At 32.2% G+C, this 25761-nt stretch carries 25 protein-coding genes; 24 read left to right on the top strand and 1 reads right to left on the bottom strand.

Translation table 11 applies throughout. From position 1 onward, the window contains the following. Positions 1–11 precede the first annotated feature (11 nt). The 4 genes from OLM57_RS00985 (at position 12) to OLM57_RS00970 (ending at position 4559) form a co-directional block, all read left to right on the top strand. Complete coding sequence (locus OLM57_RS00985; RefSeq protein ID WP_264565376.1) at positions 12–752, top strand: hypothetical protein; 741 nt, start codon at positions 12–14, stop codon at positions 750–752. Continuing rightward, the gene (locus OLM57_RS00980) at positions 749–3190 is read left to right on the top strand and encodes a fibronectin type III domain-containing protein (protein WP_264565375.1); all 2442 of its coding nucleotides are present in this window, start codon (positions 749–751) and stop codon (positions 3188–3190) included. Before OLM57_RS00985 ends, OLM57_RS00980 begins: the two co-directional genes overlap by 4 nt. A gap of 856 nt (positions 3191–4046) precedes the next feature. Beyond that, a complete protein-coding gene (locus OLM57_RS00975) occupies positions 4047–4277 on the top strand; it encodes a helix-turn-helix domain-containing protein (protein ID WP_264565374.1) in 231 nt (76 codons plus the stop codon). A gap of 78 nt (positions 4278–4355) precedes the next feature. After that, positions 4356–4559 (top strand): helix-turn-helix domain-containing protein, encoded by a 204-nt coding sequence (locus OLM57_RS00970; RefSeq protein ID WP_264565373.1) that lies wholly within the window; start codon positions 4356–4358, stop codon positions 4557–4559. An 89-nt stretch (positions 4560–4648) separates the two neighbouring features. Here OLM57_RS00970 and OLM57_RS00965 read toward each other — a convergent pair whose 3' ends face one another. Beyond that, positions 4649–5116 (bottom strand): UpxY family transcription antiterminator, encoded by a 468-nt coding sequence (locus tag OLM57_RS00965; protein WP_264565372.1) that lies wholly within the window; start codon positions 5114–5116, stop codon positions 4649–4651. A gap of 527 nt (positions 5117–5643) precedes the next feature. On the opposite strand from OLM57_RS00965, the gene OLM57_RS00960 reads away from it, so the two are divergent. The 20 genes from OLM57_RS00960 to OLM57_RS00865 all read left to right on the top strand — a co-directional run bounded on the left by OLM57_RS00960 (position 5644) and on the right by OLM57_RS00865 (position 25647). Further along, positions 5644–6069, top strand: coding sequence for an adenylyltransferase/cytidyltransferase family protein (locus tag OLM57_RS00960; RefSeq protein WP_264565371.1), 426 nt, complete (start codon positions 5644–5646; stop codon positions 6067–6069). Further along, positions 6069–7073 (top strand): mannose-1-phosphate guanylyltransferase, encoded by a 1005-nt coding sequence (locus OLM57_RS00955; protein ID WP_264565370.1) that lies wholly within the window; start codon positions 6069–6071, stop codon positions 7071–7073. Before OLM57_RS00960 ends, OLM57_RS00955 begins: the two co-directional genes overlap by 1 nt. Before the next feature lie 119 nt (positions 7074–7192). Beyond that, positions 7193–8152 carry a GDP-L-fucose synthase family protein gene (locus OLM57_RS00950; RefSeq protein WP_264565369.1) on the top strand — a complete coding sequence of 320 codons (960 nt, stop codon included), beginning with the start codon at positions 7193–7195 and terminating at the stop codon, positions 8150–8152. A gap of 205 nt (positions 8153–8357) precedes the next feature. Further along, positions 8358–9473, top strand: a complete 1116-nt coding sequence (gmd, locus tag OLM57_RS00945) for a GDP-mannose 4,6-dehydratase (RefSeq protein WP_264565368.1) — start codon at positions 8358–8360, stop codon at positions 9471–9473. Positions 9474–9582: 109 nt separating this feature from the next. Further along, a complete protein-coding gene (locus tag OLM57_RS00940; protein ID WP_264565367.1) occupies positions 9583–10872 on the top strand; it encodes a polysaccharide biosynthesis protein in 1290 nt (429 codons plus the stop codon). After that, positions 10869–11822 (top strand): hypothetical protein, encoded by a 954-nt coding sequence (locus OLM57_RS00935; RefSeq protein ID WP_264565366.1) that lies wholly within the window; start codon positions 10869–10871, stop codon positions 11820–11822. The genes OLM57_RS00940 and OLM57_RS00935 overlap by 4 nt, the downstream gene beginning before the upstream one ends. A gap of 2 nt (positions 11823–11824) precedes the next feature. Continuing rightward, a complete protein-coding gene (locus OLM57_RS18680) occupies positions 11825–12358 on the top strand; it encodes an acyltransferase (protein ID WP_319800264.1) in 534 nt (177 codons plus the stop codon). A gap of 114 nt (positions 12359–12472) precedes the next feature. Beyond that, entirely contained in the window at positions 12473–12946 is a 474-nt protein-coding gene (locus OLM57_RS00925; RefSeq protein ID WP_264565365.1) for an acyltransferase, read from the top strand. Between the two features lie 12 nt (positions 12947–12958). Then, a complete protein-coding gene (locus OLM57_RS00920; protein ID WP_264565364.1) occupies positions 12959–13873 on the top strand; it encodes a glycosyltransferase family 2 protein in 915 nt (304 codons plus the stop codon). 11 nt (positions 13874–13884) lie between these two features. Beyond that, positions 13885–15003, top strand: coding sequence for a UDP-galactopyranose mutase (gene glf / locus OLM57_RS00915; RefSeq protein WP_264565363.1), 1119 nt, complete (start codon positions 13885–13887; stop codon positions 15001–15003). An 18-nt stretch (positions 15004–15021) separates the two neighbouring features. Continuing rightward, a complete protein-coding gene (locus OLM57_RS00910) occupies positions 15022–16134 on the top strand; it encodes a hypothetical protein (RefSeq protein ID WP_264565362.1) in 1113 nt (370 codons plus the stop codon). 17 nt (positions 16135–16151) lie between these two features. After that, positions 16152–17396, top strand: coding sequence for a glycosyltransferase family 4 protein (locus OLM57_RS00905; RefSeq protein WP_264565361.1), 1245 nt, complete (start codon positions 16152–16154; stop codon positions 17394–17396). A 47-nt stretch (positions 17397–17443) separates the two neighbouring features. Beyond that, entirely contained in the window at positions 17444–18757 is a 1314-nt protein-coding gene (locus tag OLM57_RS00900) for a hypothetical protein (protein ID WP_264565360.1), read from the top strand. Beyond that, positions 18758–19930, top strand: a complete 1173-nt coding sequence (locus OLM57_RS00895) for a glycosyltransferase (RefSeq protein ID WP_264565359.1) — start codon at positions 18758–18760, stop codon at positions 19928–19930. It begins immediately after the preceding gene. After that, positions 19927–21000 (top strand): glycosyltransferase, encoded by a 1074-nt coding sequence (locus tag OLM57_RS00890; protein WP_264565358.1) that lies wholly within the window; start codon positions 19927–19929, stop codon positions 20998–21000. The genes OLM57_RS00895 and OLM57_RS00890 overlap by 4 nt, the downstream gene beginning before the upstream one ends. A gap of 4 nt (positions 21001–21004) precedes the next feature. Next, the gene (locus OLM57_RS00885; RefSeq protein WP_264565357.1) at positions 21005–22120 is read left to right on the top strand and encodes a glycosyltransferase family 4 protein; all 1116 of its coding nucleotides are present in this window, start codon (positions 21005–21007) and stop codon (positions 22118–22120) included. Beyond that, complete coding sequence (locus tag OLM57_RS00880) at positions 22120–22677, top strand: DapH/DapD/GlmU-related protein (protein WP_264565356.1); 558 nt, start codon at positions 22120–22122, stop codon at positions 22675–22677. Before OLM57_RS00885 ends, OLM57_RS00880 begins: the two co-directional genes overlap by 1 nt. Next, positions 22670–23500 carry a glycosyltransferase family 2 protein gene (locus OLM57_RS00875; RefSeq protein ID WP_264565355.1) on the top strand — a complete coding sequence of 277 codons (831 nt, stop codon included), beginning with the start codon at positions 22670–22672 and terminating at the stop codon, positions 23498–23500. Before OLM57_RS00880 ends, OLM57_RS00875 begins: the two co-directional genes overlap by 8 nt. Continuing rightward, on the top strand, positions 23497–24441 hold the full coding sequence (locus tag OLM57_RS00870) for a UDP-glucuronic acid decarboxylase family protein (RefSeq protein ID WP_264565354.1): 945 nt from the start codon (positions 23497–23499) through the stop codon (positions 24439–24441). The genes OLM57_RS00875 and OLM57_RS00870 overlap by 4 nt, the downstream gene beginning before the upstream one ends. A 459-nt stretch (positions 24442–24900) precedes the next feature. Next, the gene (locus tag OLM57_RS00865) at positions 24901–25647 is read left to right on the top strand and encodes a glycosyltransferase family 2 protein (RefSeq protein WP_264565353.1); all 747 of its coding nucleotides are present in this window, start codon (positions 24901–24903) and stop codon (positions 25645–25647) included. Positions 25648–25761 lie beyond the last annotated feature (114 nt).

Here is a 25761-nt window from a genome sequence, read left to right as displayed (position 1 = left end):
AAAATAAAATAATGAAACTTACACTTACCATACTATTATTTGTGACTGTTACACTAAATGTTTTTGCACAGTCACCAGAAAAAATGAGTTATCAAGCAATTATTAGAGCACAAGATAATACCCTGGTTACAAATTCGAATATAAGTCTTAAAATTATTGTACATCAAGGTACAGTATCAGGAACTAATGTTTATGAAGAAAATCATTCCGTTAAGACCAATAACAATGGGCTTGTTTCTCTTGAAATTGGAACAGGGAATATTGTTAATGGCACTTTTGGTAGTATAGCCTGGGAAAAAGGGCCGTATTTTATTGAAACAAAAGTAGATGTATCTGGAGGAACAAATTATAATATTATTGGTGTTACACAACTTTTGAGTGTGCCTTACGCATTACATTCAATAACTGCTGAAAGACTAGTAGGGAATAGCAACACTACAACTCCTGCTAGAGCCGTAATTGTTCCATTTACTTCTTCTAGAAGCATTGCTGTATCAGATATAAATAATACAATAGAATGTACAACATCAGCAACATTGACATTGACTTCCGGATTTGGTAGCATGGCAATAGGTGATTCTATTAACTTAGAAGCTCATAATGGTGCTGTTTTAACAATACAGGCATCTGCAGGTGTAACAATTAACTATACTACAAGTGGCAACGCAAAGTTTAGCAGTTCTGCTGGAAATGTAAGATTTGGATTTCTTAGAAAATCAGGTGTAAATGCCTATATAATATCAGGACAATGAAATATCTAGTTTACTTTTTATTCTTTTCAGTAATTGGTTTTTCACAGAATTACCAATACGCAATTGAAGAGGCTCAAAAAACACTTCCAGTTCCACCAACTGGATTAGTAGCAAGTCAAATTACACAAATTAGTGCAGATTTAACTTGGACTGCTTCAGCTACTAATACTTCTGTTTCAAGTTACGGGATATATAGTAATAATAATTTGTTGGCTAAATCTGTAGGAGCAGGGACGACTTATAAAGTAACTGGATTAACTCCTGAAACAACATATACTTTCACCGTTAGAGCCACTGATACTGCAGGTATCACTTCTGTTGATAGTAATCCAGTGACTTTTACGACAGCTAAAGTGGCTGGAATAAATAATCAATTGGAAGAAATTGAATATTTTAAGGCCTATTTATTACCGCTTGCGCAAAAAGCGACTCTCCAAGCTGCCTTAGATAAGTATGGCTCTGTACGATTGGAAAAAGGGGATTACTCCGGTGTAAATATAGTAATGCATAGTAATCAAAGGCTATATGGATACCCATCATTATCTAAAGTATCAAATATAACAATAGCAGCAGGGAGTTCTAATGTTCATTTAGAAGATTTATTACCTGCCGATAGCTTCATAACGCTTCAAGCGGGCGGTGTTATTTCAGGCTGTACTTTTAAATCAATTAAATGGGCAATTTTAAGAGGTACAAATATAATGCTTGAGAATAGTTCGTTTATAAACTATGGCGGACATATACAATTAGATTGTAGTCAGTCAGGCTATTTTAGAAATAATAAGATAATTAAACACCAGTCGGGTACAGTTTCTAACATTCTTGTGTTGAAAGGTAATAGCACCACTCCAAGTTATGGTAATGTACATTTGCACTCTAATTTTTTGACACCCCACGGAGATGCTACCGATCTTGACGGCTTACAATCTGCTACTTTTGTAGGTATAGACGCTGAGAGTTGGAATTTTACTGGAGAAGGAACAAAAGCAATGTTCTCTGCCAAAAACATGGGTAATGTTAAAATAACTGATTTTGGTGGAGGAAATGGTGGTTCTCCTTTTAAAACTCCTTCTTATGATGTTGATGCTAATAATCTTTTCTTTCTAAATAAATATAATAACTATCCGACTGATGTTTTATCTTTAAAAACGAATATGTTTTTGGTAAATGGTATAGGGCCATATATACGGAAGGCAGGAACAGTTACTGGTTTTGATCTTTTAGGAAATCTAGAGTTTAGTAATGCCATCAAGTATAATGGTGTTGAACAAATTGCAGCTATGACAAATAGTTCGGTAATTACAACTCTTACAAATACTATTAAGGGAACTCAATACACGCCTTGGACTAGGCCCAATTGGGAAATATTGCCAGACCCTTTAGGGGCAAACTGGAAAACAGATAGAGTAGGGAAACCTGATCAAACAAGCTATATACAAGGCTTAATTGATACTAAGGGCATTGCTGAATTACCCGAAGGAGTTTTTTATATAAAGTCAACTTTGAAGATGCCACTGGATAATAAGCATGGTATTTTTGGAAAAGGAACTGGAAAAACTGTTATCGTTGGTTTAACTGATGATTTTCCTCTAATATCTCTTGTTGGAGGTAAAGATGGTAATTTTACATTGGCGAACCTGACACTTCAAGGAGGGAGTATTGGTGTGTATGCTTCCACAGATTATGGTTCACAAAATATAGCATATCAAAACATGAAGTTTGTTGTATTTAGAAATCAAAATTATGGTATACACTTAAAAAAAACTGGTGGTTTTGATAATAACTTTCTTGAAAACTTAGGTTTTGTTAATTGTAATATTGGATTTTTTCAAGAACCTACTGCTGGAAATAGTGGAGAGGATAATTCTGCTTATGTAGACAAAACTATGTTTTATAAAAATCAATATATAAATTGTGGTATTGCGATTTCTATGTTAGCCACAAGAGCAGATAATTTAGATGCCTGGGTAGATTGTAAATTTGATGGAGGCAAAACAGCTCTTGCTTTAGCCGGACAGAATTATCCAATAGTTGCAAATTGTGACTTTACTAACTATAGTGGAGTGAATGTTATAAATTCTAATTCGATCTCCATGTACAATTCAAATGTATATAACAATAAGATAACTGGTTCAACAATAATTTCTTCTTATACTAATATTGAAGGATGTAAATTCTTAGACAGCTCTAAAATGTTTTCTCCAATGCTATATACTTCGCTAAATAACCATATTATCAATTCAGTTATCACAGGGAATGTTTTAGCAAATGTTCCTGCAAATCAGGGATATGGAAAAGAGTCAGCTGTTTATGCAAATAGTACATTATTGTCAAATCCAACATTAAGTAAATTATTAGTGAATGTAAAAGAAGGTGTTCCAACAATAGTAATAAATGCAACACCAGACCCTTACCCGCAACTTTTAGTGACACAATAAAAAACAAATTTCAAAAGTTATAAGATTTTAGAGGTTCAGATTAATGCTTGGTTAATCTGAACCTCTAATTTTTTTAGCTATAATTATCTTTATTAATGTCAGTGCTTTTAGGATTACTTTTTGTTTTATGTCAGAATTCACTACTTATTGATTATTTCCTTTTTTATGATATAACCTCTGTAACGATAGGTCAAGTTGCTGGATTATTTCTTTACAAATTTCACCAATTAACTGTTTAAAATTTTCGATTTCACCAAAACTAAATTTATTGGCCTTTTGTTACCATTCCCCCCTTATTCTCAAATAGACGCTGTAATGCTTCGCATCTTATTATTTATTGACAGCTTTTCATTCCCAACGCTTTTAAAAAAATCTTTGTTAATGCGGATTAGCCATTAATGAATATGATCTGATCACGATTAATTTAAAGACGTATTTTTGCATTTAAATTATTTTTTCTTACAAAGAGCAAATTCTCTTATACTCATAATAAATATGTTGTAAATTATTATCTTACATTTTATGTCATTTGTACTTTAAGTATAAGTGTCGAAGTGCTATAAAATTATACATATTTGTATTTAATCGGATTTTAAAATCCTTTGAACTGATTTATTATTAAAAACTGAAAACTATGTATATTTTTGATCAAAATAAAAAATGAATGATAAAATAAAAGGTTATTTAGTTTTTAATTGACCTTAATAATAATTAAATAATTACTATAAATAAAAGGTCTAAATTTTTTTGAAAGAGTAAACAAAAACAAATTAATGCTTTATCTATTAGACTTTGTTAATTGTTTGAATATTAGGATGATAATTTCAAATATCAATTATTTATAATGTTTGTTTTTATGAAATATACTGTATACGAAAATATTAGAAAGATAAGAGAATTAAAAAATTTAACTAGAGAATTTGTTGCCGCTGAATTAAAAATGAGTACCAGTGGGTATGGTAAAATTGAAAGAGGAGATGTTGATTTAACTATTTCTAAATTAATTGAAATTTCAAAAGTGTTAGAGGTTTCAACAGAGTTTATATTTAAATTCGATGTTTCAATTTTTTTTAACGAGGTCAAATAGAATATATAATTTATGCTATTTGTAATGTTTTATTAATGAGGTTTAATCGATTATAATTTAGTAATAAAAAATAAGGATATGGAAAATTACTATTCAAAAATTAAAGAGTATCGGTTAGAAAACAATCATACTCCTGAATACATAGCTATTCAAATGGAAATCAGTGTAAAAAATTACGAAAAGATTGAGAACGGAATTGTTGATCTCAAATTGTCAAAACTGGATAAATTAGTTAAGATTTTAGGAATCAAAAAAAGTGAAATTTTCAAAATGGACAATTAATAGTTTTAAACAACAATTATTTAATTTATTTTTTGAAGGAAGAGATTAAAGTTAAGAATGAGATTTCTTCCCTCTATATTTTGTTTTGTTTATTTGTGTTTTACTTTTAAAACATATCCTATAGATTCTAAAATTAAAACATAGTGTGTTTTAGTAATATCTTTTACAACTGCATTTTGCTCACAAAACGGGCCTGAATTTAATTTGATTTTATCTCCAATTTGATATTGCATAACTGAAATCTCTGTTGCAGTATCTCCGGAAGTAAGCCACTCTTTTATAGTTTCAATTTCTTTGTCTTTTACAACGGCGTGTCTCCCTAACCAAAATAAATACCTAACAACTCCAGGTGAAAGAAATACCATATTTCTATCTTTTTCTGCAATTTGCACAAACATATAATGATTGAATAATGGCACTTCTACCTTAACTTTTCTGTCTGATCTTTGCACGACTTTTTTTATCATGGGACAATAGCAGTTTACCCCAAGCTGTGTTAATTGTTCAGTGGCTCTTTTTTCCCATTTTGGTTTCGTGTATACTACATACCATTTCATGATTCTAGGTTTTAGTTCATAATTATTAACGTTCCGTGTAGCAGAAAATATTATAACGTCTTGAATATTAAATTTTTGTGTTTTTATCTAAAAGGTCGAATTATAAGTATCACTACAATTTATTTTTGTAAAATTAATTTCAGACAACCCTATTTACATACTATTTTTATGTTGTTTTTTCCTGATTAAGACTTTTTAGCAACTAAAATATTGTTTTATATCTTTAAGACTATCTTAATTTTGGTCTGAATTAGGAAATCATATTAATGATTTGATTTTCAATTTTTTTATTCTTGAGATTTAAATAATTTTTGGAATAATTAATTAGCTATAATTAATTAGCTATAATTTTTAGTTTTTATACCCCATAAATTTTTCTTTTTGGATAGTTCAAATGTAACTATTCACGGGGAACCCTTATTCAATTTTTTAAAAAATCATTTTGAAACCTAGGAAATACGGTTGTGATATTTTTACAATTTAATGTGTATGACAAAAAACTTTTTATTAATTCTAAATACAATCAGATGAAAATAGGAATAACCTTTAGTGCTTTTGATTTATTACATGCAGGGCACGTTAAAATGCTTGAAGAAGCGAAACAAAACTGTGATTATTTAATTGTTGGTTTACAGACAGATCCGACTTTGGACCGCCCAACAAAAAATAAACCAACTCAAACTGTAGTCGAACGTTATATTCAACTCAAGGCGTGCAAGTTTGTTGATGAAATAGTTCCATACGCTACTGAACAAGATTTAGAAGATATTTTAAAGTCTTTTACTATTGATATGCGAATAGTAGGTGATGAATATAAAGACAGGGATTTTACAGGAAGATCTTATTGTGAAGAAAAAGGAATACAGCTATATTTTAATACCAGAGACCATCGTTTTTCGAGTACTAATCTGCGTCACGAGGTGTATCAAAAAGAACTTTTAAATCCACACTAATGTTAATTAGTAATAATATAACTCATGTAGTTTTAACGGGCGGAATTGGTAGTAGACTATGGCCACTTTCCAGAAAAAACCATCCTAAACAATATCTTGAGCTTTTTGATGGGCAATCTCTTTTTGAAAAAACAGTGGTTCGTAATGAAAAAGTATCCGATAAAATGATAGTGGTTGGAAATATTGAAAATTATAAAATGAGTAACGATATTATGTCTAGATTCAATAAGGCATATACTCATATTGTTGAAGCAGTGCCAAGAAATACTGCAGCTGCAATTGCTTTTGCAGCATTTGCATCAAAATCACAAGAGATATTATTGGTTACTCCTTCAGATCATGTTATAGAGGGCAGTGATTTATATGATGTTGCTTTAAAACAAGCAATTGAATTGGCCAATCAAGATTATTTGGTAACTTTTGGTATAAAACCCATTAAACCAGAAACCGGTTATGGCTATATAGAATTTGAGAATGATGATGTAATAGCATTTCATGAAAAACCAAATTTGGAAAAGGCAATCACTTATCTCGAAAAGAGTAACTATTTTTGGAACAGCGGATTGTTTTGTTTCAAATCAGAAAAGTTTTTAAAAGAACTTGAAAAACAAGAACCGGAAGTATATTTAGCTTCAAAATTAGCATGGGAAGCAAATAAAAACGGATTTTTAGATTATGATTTATCTCTAAATATTCCTTCTATAAGCGTTGACTATGCAGTAATGGAGCGAAGTAAAGATATTAAAGTGGTAGCAGCACATTTTGATTGGTCTGATTTGGGTTGTTTCGAATCAGTTTATGATTACTTAGTTCAAAAAGATTATCCAATAGATTCAAATAGAAATATTGTCATTGGAACTTCCAAGCACACCACCTTCATTGGTGTTAGAAATTGTATTTTAATATATACTGACGATGCCTTAATGGTCTTGCAGAAAGAAAATTCTCAAGATGTAAAACAAGTTTACCAACAATTAGAATCCATTGCTTCTCCATTACTATAAAAACAGAATTTCAATTGGAAAAATGATTATTAGTTTTGAAAAATATAATAAATAATCTAAATTATAAAAAGTGTCTCAACATAAGATTTTGATTATCGTTTAATAAATAACGCGAAAAAATGATTGACAAAGATTCCATAATTTATATTGCTGGGCACAATGGAATGGTTGGAAGTGCTATATGGAGAACCTTGGCTGCCCAAGGATATCTAAACATTATAGGTGCTTCAAGCAAAGAATTGGATTTAAGAAAACAAAAAGATGTTCGCGACTATATCCGAAAAACAAAACCGGATGTTATTATAGATGCAGCTGCAAAAGTGGGTGGTATTCTTGCAAACAATGATTTTCCATATCAATTTTTAATGGAAAACATGCAAATTCAAAATAACCTTATTAACGAAGCCCATCGTTTGGGTGTAGATAAGTTTATTTTTTTAGGCAGCTCTTGTATTTATCCCAAATTGGCACCGCAGCCATTAAAAGAAGAATATTTACTAACGGGTCCTTTGGAACCAACCAATGAGTGGTATGCTTTGGCCAAAATTACTGGTGTAAAAGCATGCGAATCCATTCGCAAGCAATTTGATAAAGATTTTGTGAGTTTGATGCCAACAAATTTATACGGTACTCATGATAATTTTGATTTGAACAGTTCACATGTTATGCCGGCTATGATACGTAAATTTTATGAAGCCAAGCAAAATAATAATGCAGTAGTGGTCCTTTGGGGAACTGGTACACCTAAGCGAGAATTTTTGTTTGTAGATGATATGGCAAAAGCAGTTGTGTATGCTTTAGAAAACCAACTTCCTGATTATTTGTATAATGTAGGAACAGGAGAGGATTTAACTATCAAGGAATTAGCAACTAAAATCCAAAAAATTATTGGGCATACTGGCGAAATTATCTGGGATGACACGAAACCCGACGGAACACCAAGAAAATTAATGGACGTTTCTAAAATGCATAACATCGGATGGAAACATCAGGTAGATTTAGAGGACGGAATAAAAAAAACCTACAAATGGTTTTTAGAAAATATTGAAAATTTCAAAACAAATCAGTTAAAAGGCTAATCTTTAGTATAAACTATTATATATACTAAACAGTATAGGATCGGAATTGTTCCTTTTCATTTATAATTTAAGACTCTTTATTTCAGATTTTCGAAAATTTACTCTTATACACTGCCGTTTGCCAATTTCTTTTTGCAATAAGGGCTGCCTCATTATTGCCTTTACGCCACAAGACCTTGTACTTAATTATTACAACATTAATCAAATGAAAAAAACTGCCCTCATTACTGGAGTAACAGGACAAGATGGAGCCTATTTAAGTGAATTTTTATTAAAAAAAGGTTATATCGTACACGGATTAAAAAGAAGGACTTCTTTATTTAATACAGAGCGAATTGATCATTTGTACCAAGACCCACATGTAGAAAACAGGAATTTCATTTTGCATTATGGAGATATGACTGATAGTACAAATTTGACACGTTTGATTCAACAAATTCAACCCGATGAAATCTATAATTTAGCAGCCATGAGTCATGTTGCAGTTTCATTTGAAACTCCAGAATATACTGGAAATGCTGATGGATTAGGAACCCTACGTATTTTGGATGCGGTTCGTTTTTTGGGACTAGAAAAAAAGACTCGCATTTATCAGGCATCGACTTCGGAGTTGTATGGTAAAGTGCAAGAAGTACCACAGTCAGAAACGACTCCTTTTTATCCGCGTTCGCCATATGCAGTTGCGAAGATGTATGCTTTTTGGATTACCGTAAATTATAGAGAAGCTTATGGGATGTTTGCTTGTAATGGCATATTGTTTAATCATGAATCTCCCATTCGGGGAGAAACTTTTGTAACACGTAAAATTACAAGAGCTACTTCAAGGATTGCTTTGGGATTACAAGATAAATTATATTTAGGAAATCTAGATGCAAAACGCGATTGGGGACATGCCAAAGATTATGTAAGAATGATGTGGATGATTTTGCAGGCTGATACCCCTGAAGATTGGGTAATTGCCACGGGAACAACCACTCCAGTACGTGACTTTGTTCGTATGAGTTTTGCCGAAGTGGGTATAGAATTAGAATTCAAAGGTGAAGGCGTAGAGGAGAAAGGTTATGTAAAATCATGTAGAGACCCAGATTATCAAGTTGAAATTGGAAAAGAAGTATTGGCAGTAGATCCAAAATATTTTAGACCTACAGAAGTAGATTTACTAATTGGAGATCCTTCAAAAGCCAAAACAAAATTGGGTTGGAAATGTCGATACGATTTAGCTGCATTGGTGAAAGATATGATGCAATCAGATTTAGCCCTTATGAAAAAAGAACAATATTTGAAAGATGGAGGCTATACTACTTTAAATTATTTTGAGTAGCCGGTAAAAACGGATGTTGATGCTTCAATTGATACTGCAGATATTTGGAAAAAAGTAGGCCAATCATTTGTAAAATAAATCTATATTTTAACCATTTTATTTCCAATTCTTGAAAGATAAATTAGCTCAGCTCAAACAACACCCTAAATATGATTCCATACTCAATTGGGGTAAGTTAATCTCCATTACTGGAGGCGCTCAGATTATTTTGCAAGCTGTAGGTTTTGCAAGTGGTATTTTAATTATACGTTTATTGCCTGTGCAAGAGTATGCTTTGTATACATTAGCCAATACAATGCTGGGCACTATGACAGTTTTGGCAGATGGAGGCATTTCTTCGGGAGTAATGGCACAGGGTGCGAAAGTTTGGCAAGATAAAGAAAAGTTAGGCAGTGTTTTGGCAACAGGGCTTGATTTACGCCGAAAATTTGCGATAGGCAGCCTAATAGTTGCTACGCCTATTTTAATTTATTTGTTGTTTCATAATGGCGCTTCTTGGTTGACAACTCTACTTATTATTGCTTCATTAATTCCAGCTTTTTTTGCAGCCTTGTCTGATACTTTATTAGAAATAGTACCAAAACTGCACCAAGATATCCTACCATTGCAAAAAAATCAAGTAGTGGTTGGACTCGGCAGGCTCTTACTTACAGGATTGACAATGTTTATATTTCCATGGACTTTTGTAGCAATATTAGCCAACGGAATACCACGGATTTATGGGAATATAAAATTGCGAAAAATAGCTCACAGTTTTGTTGATAAAAATCAACCACCAGATTTGGGGATTCAAGCCGAAATTATGCAAATGGTGAAAAAAATTCTGCCTGGAGCCATTTATTATTGTGTTTCAGGCCAAATTACGATTTGGTTTATTTCAATTTTTGGCAAAACCGAATCTGTTGCACAATTAGGAGCTCTGGGTAGATTTGCGATTTTACTTTCTTTGTTTAGCGTTTTGATTAGTACATTAGTAATACCGAGATATGCCAGACTTTTAGAAAATAAGGTTCTATTATTCAAACGATTTATTCAAATCTTTTTTTCGCTTATTATTTTAATATGCTTTATTTTGATTTTGGTTTATTTGTTTTCAGATCAATTATTGTGGGTTTTGGGTAAAAATTATTATGGACTTAAAAGTGAATTAATATTAAGTATTGTAGGTACCTGTATTGGTCTTATTGGGGGTGTCTTTTTTTTACTTTATACAAGTAGAGGATGGGTGATTAATCCGCTCTTTTCAATTTCAATTAGTTTAATGTCTATAGGTATTGGTGCATTTTTGTTTAATGTAGGAACTCTAAATGGAGTATTAATCTTTAATATATTTCTAGCCATTATTCAAGTCATTCTGCATGGTGGCTATTGTCTAATAAAAATAATAGATATTAAATGAGGTCAGCTGTTTGTACACTTTTTGAAGGAAATTATCATTATGGTTTGGCTGCGTTATCCAATTCGCTTTATAATAATGGGTTTAGAGGAGACATATTTGTGGGTTATAGAGGTAATCTGCCTCCTTGGGCAAATTCAGCTTATGAAAACCCGAATCTTGAATGGGACAATGCTAAAACTCTGAAACTTGAGGAAGATTTCAAAGTTCATTTTCTGCCACTAGTAACGGATTGGCATTTGGCGAATTTAAAACCTGATTTTATGTTAAACCTTTGGGCTACCAGTGCCAAAGATGCCGAATCACTATTTTATTTTGATCCAGATATAGTAATTAAATGTAGTTGGTTATTTTATGAAAAATGGGCAAATTTTGGGGTGGCCTTGGTTCATGAAATCATATCAAATGACTGTCCTCCTAACCACCCTAAACGATCAATTTGGAAAGAAGTTATAGATAAAATGAATATGAAAGTTGAACGAGAAGTTCATTCTTATATTAATTCAGGCTTTTGTGGAGTTAAAAAAAGTAATATTGATTTTTTAGCAACATGGTCAAAGGTAATTCATTCATTTGTTGATTCATTCGGGTTTAGCATTAAGCATTTTGAGTTTACAAATTTTCAGCCTTGGGATATTTTTTTTGCTGGTGATCAGGACGCTTTCAATATTGCAGCAATGTGCAGCAAAGCGCCTTTGTCAGAGATGGGGCCAGAAGCAATGGATTTCATTCATGGAGGTTTTACTATGTCACACGCAGTTGGTGGTCCTAAACCATGGAATAAATCTTTTATTTTATTTGCATTGAAAGGAATACCTCCTTCATTTCCTGATAAAGCCTATTGGAAAAATGTGGGACTTCCTATAGCGACCTGCAATAAAAGCACAATTAAAATAAAAAATTTAAGTATTAAAATTGCTTCAGTAATTGGGCGATTTTATAGAAAATATTAGCCATGAGTAGATTTTTTTCTGAATTACGTTTATATATCTGTAACAATTTCATTTCGCATTTTCCAAGCCATACAGTAAGGTTGTGGTTTTATAGAAAAGTAATGAACTTTAGTATTGGGAAAGGAACTACAATTTTTATGAATTGTAAATTTGATTGTGCCAAAGGACTAACGATAGGCAATAATTCTTGCATCAATGCTAATTGTCGTCTGGATTCAAGAGGTTTTTTAGATATTGGTAATAGCGTGTCTATTTCAGAAGATGTTATTTTTTTAACTGCAGATCATAATGCAGAACTTCTTGGAATTTGTGACAGGGAAAAAAAAGTAACTGTTGCAGACTTTGTTTGGATTGGAACTAGAGCAATGGTTCTGCCAGGAATAACTATTGGCAAAGGTGCCGTTATTGCTGCTGGTGCCGTTGTAACGAAAGATATAGAACCGCTTGCAGTAGTTGGAGGAATTCCAGCAAAATTTATAAAATATCGCATTGAAAATTTTGAATACAACGCAACTTACAAACGCTTATTTCAATAAATTAATTAAATGCAACTTATTTATTTTATTCAACAATCTTTATTTGTACTGCGAATACGTTATTTTAGAAAAGCAAAAAGTTTTTTTAGAAAAATATTTTTGCAAATACAAGGAATGAAAATAGCAAGTGGAGTATGTATTCCTAAAATTTACACTATTTGGCCACATCAAGTATCTATTGGTAAAAATTGTATTCTGGAACATGGTGTTTATTTTAAATATGCAGGGATTTGGAGCAGAGGACCATCTATTGTTATAGAGGACGAGGTTTTTATAGGTGCTGATTGCGAATTTAATATCAACTGTGGAATTAAAATTTCAAAATATTCAAATATTGCTTCAGGCTGTAAATTTATAGATCACGATCATGGCACCAAATCAGGAATGCTAATTGGACCTCAAGCCTCTATAAAAGGTGCGATACTTTTAGAGAAGGATGTTTGGTTAGGTTGTAATGTCGTGGTGTTAAAAGGTGTTTCTATAGGTGCAGGTTCAATCGTTGCAGCTGGGGCTGTCGTGACGAAGTCAATACCGGCCAACCAAATATGGGGTGGTGTACCAGCAAAATTTTTAAAAAACAGAATTTAAAAAATAATCATCATGAAAATAACAGTAATTATACCAACCTATGAGCGGCCTGATTTTTTAAAAGAAACATTAGAATCTGTTTGGGCACAAACAGTTCTACCTGATGAAATTGTTATTGGAGATGATTCTAAGAGCGATGCTACTGAAGATCTCGTCACTAATGTACTTAGCCATATTAGCCCTGTTCCCATAAAATATTTTCATCATAAACCATCATTGCTGGAAGTAAAAAATGTTGATTTTCAATATAAACATGCAACTGGCGATTTGGTTTTGCATTTACATGATGACGATCCTATATATCCAAACTGTATTGAGGATTTAAAAAAGCCTTTTTTGGATCATCCCGAAATAATAGCAAGTTTTGGAAAACAAAGAGTAATTAATGAAGATGGAACATATATAGAAAATTCTGAAATTGTAAATGATGTTTATTTCAGAACTCCAGACAGAGAAGGTTTAGTAGATGGATTTATTGCTGGGGCCGTGTCGATGTTTCCAAACAATTCCTTTCTTGTCCGCAGAGATGCCGTGATTTCTATTGGGTATTCAGATCAAGGAAGAGCAGGTAAGGCAACTGATTTTTTCTTTGGTTTGCAATTAGGTAAATTAGGTAAACCTTTTTATTTTGTTAATAAATTTACTGCAAAGTGTCGAATTGTTAAAGAATCACAATCAAGAACGTCAACTTCCGACAATAACTATAGAATGGTTAAGATACTATTTGAAGATTGTAGTAAAGCGCAATTAAATATTCCTGAGATTGAGATATCTATAAGAAACAATATCCCAATGGCAATTACTGTTGCAGCAAGGGTAAAGGATAAAAAAAATGCTTTTAAATGGTTGTTTTCCAAATACTATAGACATAAATTATTTGGACCAAGAGGTATCAAAAGAATTATTTTAGCAGCCAACCCATTTTAAAAACAGAGTTTATGAAATCTCAAACAAATAAAAAACAATTTGATTATTTGATAGTAGGTGCTGGCCTGTTTGGTTCCGTTTTTGCTCACGAGGCAAAAAAAAAAGGTAAGACATGCTTGGTAATAGACAAACGCAATCATTTAGGTGGAAATGTTTATTGTGAGAGCATTGAGGACATAAATGTTCATAAATATGGAGCCCATATATTTCATACTAACGACAAAAAAATATGGGATTATGTCAATAATTTAGTCGAATTTAATCACTACATAAACAGCCCAATTGCAAATTATAATGGGGAACTTTACAATTTACCTTTTAATATGAATACGTTTTACCAACTATGGGGCGTAAAAACGCCAGAGGAAGCAAAAAATAAAATTCAGGAAGAGATAAAAGAATTAAATATATCGAACCCTAAGAATTTAGAAGAACAAGCAATTTCTTTAGTCGGTAAGGATATTTATTTTAAGCTGATTAAGGGATACACTGAAAAACAATGGGGTCGTAAAGCAACAGATTTACCAGCATTTATAATTAAAAGACTCCCTGTTCGTTTTACATACGACAACAATTATTTTAATGATAAGTATCAAGGAATTCCTGTTGGGGGCTATAATAAATTAATCGATGCTTTATTGGATGGAATAGAAACAATGACTGATCAAGATTATTTTGAAAACAATGCTGAATGGAATGCTAAAGCTAAAACAATTGTATTTACGGGTAGAATTGATGAATTTTTCGGATTTAAATATGGAAAATTAAATTACCGAAGTTTAAAATTTGAAAGTAAAACACTTGATACAGATAATTTTCAAGGGAATGCAGTTATAAATTACACTGATTCTACAACACCATTTACCAGAATAATCGAACATAAACATTTTGAATTCGGAAAACAAAAAAAGACAGTTATAACCAAAGAATATCCTCAAGAATGGGAAGAAGGGAAAGAACCTTATTATCCTGTTAATGATACAATAAATAATGATTTATTTATAAAATATAGGGATTTAGCAGATAAAGAAACTAATGTGATTTTTGGAGGGCGTTTGGCAGAATATAAGTATTACGATATGCATCAAATAATTGCCTCAGCATTAAAAAAAGCAGCAGATTTTATATAGCAGGTGTAACAGTATACTATGAAAATAATTTTTATCTGTGGTTCTCTAGAGCAAGGACATGATGGAGTCGGAGATTATACCCGTCGCCTCGCTGGAGAATTAATTCGACAAGGCCACGAAATTTTATTAATAGCAATTTATGATCAAAGTATTGATACAATTAGTGAAGAATTTCAGGAGTCGGAAGGAAGTATAATTCAAGTATTACGCATCCCAAATAGTACAAAACCAAACGTACGTTTTGCAAAGTCAAAACAATACATTTCTGATTTTAATCCTGAATGGTTGAGCTTACAATATGTTCCTTTTTCTTTTCAAAAAAAAGGGCTGCCGTTTGGGCTAGCGAGTCAATTGTATAAAATCGGTAGAGGGAAAAAATGGCATATTATGTTTCATGAATTATGGGTAGGAATGGATCAGGAATCGCCATTAAAGCATAAATTATGGGGAAATTTACAAAAGTATATTGCTAGAAAAATAATAAAAAAATTAGCTCCCAATGCAGTTCATACACAATCGGTACTTTATCAATCGCAGTTGGAAAAAATAGATTGTATACCATCATATCTTCCTTTATTTGGGAATATTGCAGTAATTGAAAATAATGTTTCAGATATTTCTGTAAATAAAGATTATTTGAACTTTATTGTTTTCGGAACTATCCATCCAAATGCTCCTGTTAAAGAATTTATTTCAGAATTGGCACAATATGGTCAAATAAATAAGCTTAAAATTAAATTAAATTTCATAGGACGTTGTGGTGCGGAATTGAATAGATGGGTTTTTCTTTGTCAAGAACAAAATATTGAATTTAAAGTATTTGGAGAACAAAATTCTGATACAATTTCTAAGGCCTTGAGCAATGCTGATTGGGGTGTCAGTAGCACACCGTGGAGACAAATTGAAAAAAGTGGCACTGTGGCAGCGATGCTGGAACATGGACTGAATGTAATTTGTGTGGCTAGATCATGGACACCAGATACAGATATACCTTCAGGTGTATTAAATGGTATTGTAGAATATAAGGAAAATACATTAAAAAATCTGTTTGATTCACCCCATTTAAATAATTCAAAATCAGATCTCAAAAATATTGCAAATAGTTTTTTAGGTTTTTTAGGTAGCAAATAATATAATTTATTAATAGTATGAAAATAATATTATCTCATCCTACAGGGAATTCTAACGTACGTGCTGTAGTTAATAAACTTGTAGAACAAAATAATTTATTTAGATTTTATACTTCGATTGCCATATTTCCTGATAGTTATTTAGCTAAGTTCAGTGATTTTTCTTTTTTTAAGGAATTAAAACGAAGAACTTTCAAATCCGTTTTAAAGAAACACATACATACTTCGCCTTGGAACGAAATTTTCAGAATGCTATTCTCAAAATTAGGAATTAAGTTTTTTACTACTCATGAAGTTGGTCTTTTTAGCATTGATAAAATATATCACAATCTTGATGGTAAGGTGGCCAACACATTGGAGAATGCAAAAAAAAATGGAGTTACTGCTGTCTACGCTTATGAAGATGGAGCGTTGGAAACTTTTATAAAGGCAAAAGAATTGGGATTAATTTGTATTTATGATTTGCCAATTGCTTATTGGGAAACAGGAAGGAAGTTAATGCTAGAAGAAGCACAACGATTACCTGCTTGGGCAAAAACATTGGGAGGAGGTATACTAGATAGTGAAGCTAAATTAGACCGGAAACGCAGAGAATTAGAATTAGCTGATGTAGTAATTGGACCTGGTTCATTTGTAATTAATTCTTTGCCAGAATGGTCTGTGAATAAAATTAAAATAATAGCTCCGTTTGGTTCTCCAAAAAATGATGTAGAAACACTATTAAATTCTAAAAAAAAGGACCAGCCACTACGTGTACTTTTTGTTGGTTCAATGGGGCAGCGAAAAGGATTAGGAGATTTATTTGAAGCGATCAATCAATTAAAAGAAATGCCTGTTGAACTAGTTGTTTTAGGCTCTTTATTGGCTCCAATGGAGTTTTATAATTCGAACCTAACCAATTTTACTTATGAGCATGGTCGTTCTAATGAAGAGGTTCTAAATTTAATGAGAACCTGTGATGTATTTTGTCTTCCTTCTATTGTTGAAGGTAGAGCGTTAGTAATGCAAGAAGCGATGAGTCAAGGATTGCCAATTATAATAACACCAAATACGGGAGGAGAAGATTTAGTGATTGAAGGAGAAACGGGCTTCTTGGTTCCCATTCGGTCACCAAGTGCTATAGCTGAAAAAATAAAATGGTTTATTGAAAACAGAGATCAAGTTATTGTAATGGGTGAAAAAGCAGCAAAACATGCGCAAAAGTATACTTGGGATAATTATAGTGAAACTATTATCGAGCAGTTAAAATCTATTTTGAAATAATATTAAGTACTACGATAAAAAAATACGACTTAGATTCAATAAAATAAATGGATATAAATTATATCAAATCTGAAACTTCAATTCAAAAAGATCCATATAGTTCCCTAAAAATAGCCATTTGGCTTTATTTTTTACTTTGGATTTTTGAAGGAGCGTTGCGTAAATGGGTTTTGCCGAGTTTAGCGACTCCATTGCTAATTGTACGCGATCCAATTGCAATATATATAATAATTAGAGCTATTTATTTGAATGTGAAATTTACAAACGTATATTTAGTCTCAGCTATTATTATCACCCTTTTATCATTAATTGTCACACTTACTTTTGGTCATGGCAATTTATTTGTTGGGGTTTACGGAGCAAGGATTATGTTGCTTCATTTTCCGTTAATATTTATTATTGGAGCTGTTTTTACGAAAGATGATATTCTCAAAATGGGATATCTATTATTGGCTATTAATATATTGATGAGTTTAATTGTTTATTTACAATTTGTTAGCCCTCAATCTGCTTTTATAAATATTGGTTTAGGAGGAGAAGGTAGTTCTGGTTTTTCTGGTGCAATGGGGTATTTCAGGCCTCCTGGTACTTTTTCATTTATTACAGGACTGTCATCTTTTTATATTATGGTTTCAGTATTTGTATTTTATTTTTGGTTATCTAAAGAGCCAGTTTCTAAGTCTTTGCTTATTGCCAGTACTTTAGCTTTAATATTTAGTTTGCCTTTAACAGTGAGCAGAACAGCCGTTGGAGGAGTTTTATTAGTAGGCTTTTTTGCTTTTATTGGTTCAGCTACGAGTTTTAAAACATTAATGAGAATCGTCTTGACCATTTTTGTATTGTTTGCACTGTTTATTCTTTTGCAAAAAACAACAACTATTTTTAATTTAGGAACTGAAGTTTTTATGAGTAGGGTTGATACTGCTAGCGAGCAAAGTGGTGGTTTTGAAGAATCTTTTTTTTCAAGAGCTGTCGATGGTTTTGTAAGCCCTATAGTAAAATTGTTGAAATTACCTTTATTTATTGGTAATTTAGGAATGGGTACTAATGCAGGGGCGCAAATGTTGTCGGGTAGCAATGGGTTTTTAATTGCTGAAGACGAATTAGGCCGAATTGGTGGTGAACAAGGACTTCTTTTAGGAGGCGGCACTATAGTATTACGTTTAGGATTGGCTTTGAGTTTATTTTTGAAGTCTATCAGGTTGCCAAATGAAGATAAACTTCTCCCCATGATTTTTTGTGGTACAGCATTGTTTTCACTTACTCAAGGGCAATGGGCACAGCCCAGTATGTTGGGATATTCAGTTATGGTAATAGGACTTTTATTAGCAAGTATAAATAAAAACCTGAAAAACGAATAGATGAAAATTGTACTTTTTACTCATCCAGCCTTTTTAGCTCATCAGAGTATGCCTCGATTTGCTCAAATGATTAAGGAGGGCATGAAACAAAAAGGGCATGAGGTTATAAAATGGCATCCCAGGGCTTTTTTTTATAAACTAGCATTTAAAAAACCAATTCTGGAAAAGTGGTTGGGTTATTTGGATCAGTTTTTAGTTTTTCCGATTGAAGTAAAATTGAGATTATTGAATTGCAGTAAAGAAACATTGTTTGTTTTTTCAGACAATGCCTTAGGTCCATGGGTACCTTTAGTATGCAAAAGACATCATGTTGTACATTGCCATGATTTTTTGGCGCAACAGTCAGCTTTTGGTTTATTGCCCGAAAATAAAACAGGAATAACTGGAAAACAGTATCAAAAATTCATTCATCGGGGGTATTGTAAAGCTGAAAATTTTATATCTATTTCTAAGAAAACTCAAACCGATTTGCATCTTTTGTTGTCCCAAAAACCTAAAAAATCTCGGGTGGTTTATAATGGCTTGAATCAAAAATTTGAGCCTGCAGAAAAGAGTATTGTAATAAGAGAAATATTATCCAAAAGATATAATATAGATTTATTAGAAGGATATATTCTACATATTGGTGGTAATGCTTTTTATAAAAACAAATTAGGTGTTTTGGAAATATATGATGAATGGGCAAAATCTTTTAAAGCAAAAGTTCCATTGATTTTGATTGGAGAATACCCTACTGAAGAAATGATTGCTTTTAAAGAAAATTCAAGAGCTTCAAAATCAATTTATTTTTTATCAAATGTTGACGATTTGCAATTACAACAGTTTTATCAAGGCGCTTCAGTTATGGTTTTTCCATCATTATATGAAGGTTTTGGCTGGCCAATAGTCGAGGCAATGGCTTCGGGCAGTTTGGTTATCACAACTGATGAAGATCCAATGAAGGAAGTGGCAGGAGAGGCAGGTTTTTATATACCTAAAAAACCTCATGATCCGGAAAAGGTAGAAAATTGGAAAATGACTGCAGCCAAGGAATTAGAAAAAATTATGCAATTGACGGCTGAAGAACGCAGTGATGCTGTTGCAAAGTCTATTTTACGTTCAAAAAAATTTTCATCACAAGATTTTGTCAATTCAGTTGAAATAATATATCAAGAAATTTTACAAAATAAATGAGAGTAATTCATTATATAGCCAGCATTGATAAAAGTGGTGGTGGAACTACCGAATATATGCGTTTGTTGAGTAAAGCATTAAAAGATGAGACCTCACTTAGCATCGCTACAGGAATTTCTAAAGACCCTATAACTATTGATGGGGTTTCAATAAAGTTTTTCAACAGCAGTGTATTACGTTGGTTTTCTTCCAGTAAAGAATTTTATACTTTCCTTGAAAATGAAAAGCCAGATATTGTGCATATTAATGGAATCTGGAGCCCTCAAAATTGGGGTTTTCAAAAAGCGGCTCAAAAACTGGGAATTAAAGTGATTGTTTCTCCTCATGGTATGCTTGAACCTTGGATTTTGGCACACAATTCATTTAAAAAAAAAATAGCACTGTTTTTATACCAAAAAAAAGCTATAGAACGATCCGTATGTCTTCATGCTACTGCTCAAATGGAAGCTGAAAATATTCAAGCTTTAGGTTTTAATAATCCAATAACTATTATACCGAATGGAGTTGATTTGAGTGAATTAAATGGAGGTAAAATAAATTATGGAACCCGAAAAATGGTTTTTTTATCACGGATTCATCCCAAGAAAGGAATTGAAATTTTGTTGGAGGCGTGGCGAAATTGTCATACCACAGGATGGACACTCGAAATAGCGGGTATTGGTGATGAAAATTACATGGAAACTTTAAAGCAAAGTGCTCAAAATTTAAATAATGTGCATTTTGTAGGAGCAAAATATGGCCGGGATAAGTGGGAATTTTTGCGATCAGCAGATGTGATGGTACTTCCCACCCATAGTGAGAATTTTGGGATTGTAGTTGCCGAAGCTCTGGCTGTAGGGGTTCCAGTATTAACAACTCAAGGAACACCTTGGCAAGATTTAGAAGAATACCAATGTGGATGGTGGATTGAGTTATCGGTTATAAATCTAGAAAATGCCTTAGTCAAAGCTTTCAATGTGCCAACCAAACTATTAGAAACCATGGGCAAAAATGGCCGAAAATTAATTGAAGATAAATATGATATAACGGTAATAGGAAAAAAAATGGTTGAATTGTATAATACTATTTAAAACAATGAAAATAACAATAGTTCAGGGTGCTTTTTTTCCTATTCCTCCACTATTGGGAGGAGCTGTTGAAAAAATGTGGTATCTTTTGGCAAAAGAGTTTGTTAATCGGGGCCATGAAGTGACCTACATATCAAAATCATATAATGGGTTTTTAAATGTTGAAAGTAAAGGCGGAATTAATCACATAAGAGTAAAAGGTTACAATACGCCATCTTCTGGTTTCGTTCTCAAGATTTTAGATTTATTTTATACTTTAAGAGCGGTTCGGAAAATAGCCAATAATACAGATATTATTATTTCAAATACTTTTTGGTTGCCTATCCTGCTGTCATCCAACCAAAAAAAAAAATGCATGATTGATGTGGCACGAATGCCTAAAGGGCAAATGAGGTTTTACACAAAAAATGCTCGATTAAGAGCTAATTCTAGTCCTGTAGCAAAAGCAATAAAAGATGAAATCAAGGCAGAATATTTTGACAAAGTAATTATGATACCTAATACGTTACCGTTTAAGAACACTACTGCCGTTGACTTTTCAAAAAAAGAAAAAATAATATTATATACTGGCAGAATTCATCCTGAAAAAGGCTTAGATATTTTAATAAAATCATTTGTTTCTCTTGATGCAATAGATTGGCAATTACTTATTGTAGGGCCTTATTCTATAGAAACGGGAGGAGGAGGAGATGCCTATTTACAGGAGTTAAAACAATTAGCCCAAAACAGCAATGTGGAATTTGTAGACCCCATTTTTGATATTGATAAATTGAGTGAAGTATATGCAAAAGCATCTGTATTTGTCTATCCTTCTGTAGCGGAAAAAGGTGAGACTTTTGGGGTTTCACCGTTAGAAGCCATGAGTTGGGGATGTGCTACAATAGTTTCTAATTTAGATTGTTTTAAGGATTTTTTAATCCACAATAAAAATGGTTTGTGTTTCGATCATCGTTTAGAAGAAAAGGCTGAAATTTTAAAGCAGTATCTTAAAGATTTAATAAATAATCCAAAACTGAGGAATGACTTAGCAAGAGAAGGCATAAAGGTAAATGACACACATTCTACTGAAAAATTAGCCACCGAGTTCTTAAATGAATTTGAGTCTATGAAAATCAATTATTAATGAGAATGAACCAACAGTATTTGCAAGATTCTCCATACCATTCGCCGTGGTCTGTATATCAGCGCGTTAAAATGATAATTTGGGAATATACTTGGTTGTTGTTTTGTATTTGGACTCCAAAACCCGCTAATTCATGGAGATTATTTTGGCTCAAATTATTTGGGTGTAAAATCTATGGAAAACCATTTGTACATCAAAGAGCTAGAATTCAAATTCCTTGGAATCTAATTTTACATGATCATGCATGCCTTGGCGATCGAGCCAATGCGTATACACTGGGAGTTATTGAAATATTTGAACACGCCACCGTAGGACAAGAGGTTTACTTATGTACAGGAACTCATGCTTTTGATAAACCTACTCTGAATTTGATAACCAGTAAAATAACAATACATAAAAACGTATTTATTGGAGTAAGAGCGATTGTAATGCCGGGAATAACAATAGGCGAAAATGCTATTGTTGGCGCAGGAAGTTTAGTTACTAAAAATGTCGAGAAAAATACCATCGTAGGAGGGAATCCTGCCAAATTTATAAAATCTAGAAGTTTTGAATAAAATTCCAATTTCAGTAATTGTTTCTGTAAAAAATGAAGCTTTAAATTTGCCATCTTGTTTGGAAAAATTAACGCGTTTTGCTCAAATCATTGTGGTGGACTCAGGTAGCACTGATGAAACTAGAAGCATTGCTGCCAATATGGGAGCTGAGGTGTTGCAATTTGAATGGAATGGTAAATTTCCTAAAAAACGCAATTGGGCGCTACAAAATGCTAATATCGAGAACGAATGGGTTTTATTTTTAGACGCCGATGAGTTCGTAACCGAGGCATTTGTTAACGAAATAGCAATCAAAACGCAAGAGCCAAATTACAATGGCTACACAATACAGTTTGAAAACTATTTTATGGGAAGAAAACTGAAATACGGTTACGGATTTCAAAAGTCGGCGCTTTTTAAGAAATCCAAAGGAGCATATGAAAAAGTAGATGAAGATTTGTGGAGTCATTTGGATATGGAAGTACATGAACATCCTATCATAGAAGGTAAGGTTGGAGTTATTAAGGCGAAGGTTATTCATAAAGATTTTAAAAACTTAGAGCATTATATTTCCAAGCACAATGCTTACTCAACTTGGGAAGCGGAAAGGTATTTGCAACTTAAGGAATCAAAAAATTCGCATTTATCATTAAATCAAAAAATTAAGTATGGTCTTCTCAATACAGGATTACTTCCCGTGGTTTATTTTTTAGGTGCCTACTTTTTAAAATTGGGGTTTTTAGATGGAAAAGAGGGGTTTTATTTGGCGCGTTTTAAGTCACATTATTTTTTTCAAATTCAGACTAAAGTTGATTTATTAAAAAAACAAACAGAATTAAAATGAAAAAAGTATTGATAACTGGTGGAGCTGGATTTGTAGGTTCACATTTGTGTAAAAGATTATTGAAGGAAGGTAATGAAGTAATTTGTCTGGACAATTATTTTACTGGTTCCAAATCAAATATTATTGATTTACTGGATAATCCTTATTTCGAAATGGTAAGGCACGACATTACAGAGTCATATTATGCTGAGGTTGATGAGATTTACAATTTGGCTTGTCCCGCGTCTCCTGTGCATTACCAATACAATCCCATAAAAACAATAAAAACATCTGTAATGGGAGCAATTAATGTATTGGGATTAGCCAAACGTATCAATGCTAAAGTGTTGCAAGCCAGTACTAGCGAAGTGTATGGTGATCCTCTTGTACATCCTCAAACCGAAAGCTATTGGGGGCATGTAAACCCAATAGGTATCCGTTCTTGTTATGATGAAGGAAAGCGCTGTGCAGAGACTTTATTTATGGATTATCACAATCAAAATAAGGTGGCCATTAAAATCATTCGGATTTTTAATACCTATGGACCCAATATGAATCTATCAGATGGGAGAGTAGTTTCTAATTTTATTGTGCAGGCTTTGCAGGGAAAAGACATTACAATTTTTGGAGATGGTTCGCAAACTCGTTCGTTTCAATATGTTGATGATTTGGTAGAAGGTATGATCAGGATGATGGGATCGGATCCTGAATTTCTAGGACCTGTAAATTTAGGAAATCCAAATGAATTCACAATGCTCGAATTGGCTCAGCAAATTATTGAATTGATAGGATCCAAATCTAAAATTATTTATATGGATTTGCCTCGGGATGATCCAAAACAGCGGCAACCTGACATTTCCCTGGCTAAAGAAAAACTAGCGGGATGGGAACCTAAGATACAGTTGCGCGAAGGTTTGATTACTACTATCAGCTATTTTGACAACCTATTGTTAAATTTATAGACTTTATTTTTTTACAAAAACGGACAATTTATATGCTGTTTGTTATGCATGCAGTTTTATAAATTCTCTAATTTGAATATTTCATTTTCCTAAACCAAAACAAATAATTTTTTAACATTGTTCTGGTTTGTTACTAAAAAATTACAACCTACATTTTTTATATTTTAAATCTTTATTAGAAGTTTGTTCCCCCAACAAATTATAAAGAATTTTTACTGTCCCGACATCAATTTTCATTGATGAACAATCCAAAACTTGTTAAAGAAAATTTCATTTAAAGTACATTATTACAGCATTTTAAAATGAATATTTTGTTAACTATTTTAAAGAAATAAACCTGTTTTTTGCGTTTTTAACGAGTATTGCAGTGCTTCATCGAAAACATTTTTTATTAGAATTCCTTTGCATTAGTTTTAACCTCAGATTGGAAAAACATTTTACCCAATAAAAATAATTATTATGAAAATTACTATAATAACGGTATGTTACAATCGAAAAAACACTATTGAAAAAGCCATCAAAAGTGTATTGGAACAAAATTATGATAATATAGAATATATCATTATTGATGGGAATTCTACTGATGGGACAAAAGAAATTATTGAGTCTTATAGAGATCGGATAAGTAAATATATTTCAGAACCAGATAATGGAATGTATGATGCTATAAATAAAGGACTTCAATTGGCAACTGGTGATGTCATTGGTTTGATGCATTCGGATGATGAATTTTATGACGAAAAGGCGATTAGTAGAATTGTCAATCGTTTTAATTATGACCCAAGTATAGAAGGTGTCTATGGAGATGGCGTTTATGTGTCGAATGACAATAAAGAGCGATTGATTCGCAATAGAATTGGAGGAGCTTTTAGTCAACAAAAAATTAAAGCGGGTTGGCTGCCTTTGCATCCTACCGTCTATTTGAAGAAAAAAATATTTGAAAAATATGGATTATATAATATTAATTTTAAAATAGCCTCAGACACTGAATTTTTGCTGCGCTATTTATACAAATATAAGATTAAGGTAAGCTATATCAATGCATATATTGTTAAAATGAGAATGGGTGGTATGAGTACCAATCTTAAACGTGCTTTGGAAGTTTTATATGAGGATTATAAAATTTATAAATTTCACGGTTTAGGCCCAATTTTAGTTGTCTTTCTTAAAAAATCTAGTGCTCTAAGACAATATTTAGTGCATTAATAAAAAATGAATATGGATGTATTGATTAATTTTTTTTAAAATGATTAATACATAATGCTATTCTTTTTGTCGATAAATTAAAAATTAATTGTAATTACATGTCTAAACTATAAA

The organism is Flavobacterium sp. N3904, assembly GCF_025947305.1.
GTDB lineage: Bacteria > Bacteroidota > Bacteroidia > Flavobacteriales > Flavobacteriaceae > Flavobacterium.
This window is presented reverse-complemented; position numbering and strand designations above follow the sequence as displayed.

What these genes read in the sequence shown, in the direction of transcription:
- OLM57_RS00985 (WP_264565376.1), top strand. Translation starts at nt 12, where the DNA reads ATGAAACTTACACTTACCATACTATTATTTGTGACTGTTACACTAAAT.
- OLM57_RS00980 (WP_264565375.1), top strand. Translation starts at nt 749, where the DNA reads ATGAAATATCTAGTTTACTTTTTATTCTTTTCAGTAATTGGTTTTTCA.
- OLM57_RS00975 (WP_264565374.1), top strand. Translation starts at nt 4,047, where the DNA reads ATGAAATATACTGTATACGAAAATATTAGAAAGATAAGAGAATTAAAA.
- OLM57_RS00970 (WP_264565373.1), top strand. Translation starts at nt 4,356, where the DNA reads ATGGAAAATTACTATTCAAAAATTAAAGAGTATCGGTTAGAAAACAAT.
- OLM57_RS00965 (WP_264565372.1), bottom strand. Translation starts at nt 5,116, where the DNA reads ATGAAATGGTATGTAGTATACACGAAACCAAAATGGGAAAAAAGAGCC.
- OLM57_RS00960 (WP_264565371.1), top strand. Translation starts at nt 5,644, where the DNA reads ATGAAAATAGGAATAACCTTTAGTGCTTTTGATTTATTACATGCAGGG.
- OLM57_RS00955 (WP_264565370.1), top strand. Translation starts at nt 6,069, where the DNA reads ATGTTAATTAGTAATAATATAACTCATGTAGTTTTAACGGGCGGAATT.
- OLM57_RS00950 (WP_264565369.1), top strand. Translation starts at nt 7,193, where the DNA reads ATGATTGACAAAGATTCCATAATTTATATTGCTGGGCACAATGGAATG.
- gmd (WP_264565368.1), top strand. Translation starts at nt 8,358, where the DNA reads ATGAAAAAAACTGCCCTCATTACTGGAGTAACAGGACAAGATGGAGCC.
- OLM57_RS00935 (WP_264565366.1), top strand. Translation starts at nt 10,869, where the DNA reads ATGAGGTCAGCTGTTTGTACACTTTTTGAAGGAAATTATCATTATGGT.
- OLM57_RS18680 (WP_319800264.1), top strand. Translation starts at nt 11,825, where the DNA reads ATGAGTAGATTTTTTTCTGAATTACGTTTATATATCTGTAACAATTTC.
- OLM57_RS00925 (WP_264565365.1), top strand. Translation starts at nt 12,473, where the DNA reads ATGAAAATAGCAAGTGGAGTATGTATTCCTAAAATTTACACTATTTGG.
- OLM57_RS00920 (WP_264565364.1), top strand. Translation starts at nt 12,959, where the DNA reads ATGAAAATAACAGTAATTATACCAACCTATGAGCGGCCTGATTTTTTA.
- glf (WP_264565363.1), top strand. Translation starts at nt 13,885, where the DNA reads ATGAAATCTCAAACAAATAAAAAACAATTTGATTATTTGATAGTAGGT.
- OLM57_RS00910 (WP_264565362.1), top strand. Translation starts at nt 15,022, where the DNA reads ATGAAAATAATTTTTATCTGTGGTTCTCTAGAGCAAGGACATGATGGA.
- OLM57_RS00905 (WP_264565361.1), top strand. Translation starts at nt 16,152, where the DNA reads ATGAAAATAATATTATCTCATCCTACAGGGAATTCTAACGTACGTGCT.
- OLM57_RS00900 (WP_264565360.1), top strand. Translation starts at nt 17,444, where the DNA reads ATGGATATAAATTATATCAAATCTGAAACTTCAATTCAAAAAGATCCA.
- OLM57_RS00895 (WP_264565359.1), top strand. Translation starts at nt 18,758, where the DNA reads ATGAAAATTGTACTTTTTACTCATCCAGCCTTTTTAGCTCATCAGAGT.
- OLM57_RS00890 (WP_264565358.1), top strand. Translation starts at nt 19,927, where the DNA reads ATGAGAGTAATTCATTATATAGCCAGCATTGATAAAAGTGGTGGTGGA.
- OLM57_RS00885 (WP_264565357.1), top strand. Translation starts at nt 21,005, where the DNA reads ATGAAAATAACAATAGTTCAGGGTGCTTTTTTTCCTATTCCTCCACTA.
- OLM57_RS00880 (WP_264565356.1), top strand. Translation starts at nt 22,120, where the DNA reads ATGAGAATGAACCAACAGTATTTGCAAGATTCTCCATACCATTCGCCG.
- OLM57_RS00870 (WP_264565354.1), top strand. Translation starts at nt 23,497, where the DNA reads ATGAAAAAAGTATTGATAACTGGTGGAGCTGGATTTGTAGGTTCACAT.
- OLM57_RS00865 (WP_264565353.1), top strand. Translation starts at nt 24,901, where the DNA reads ATGAAAATTACTATAATAACGGTATGTTACAATCGAAAAAACACTATT.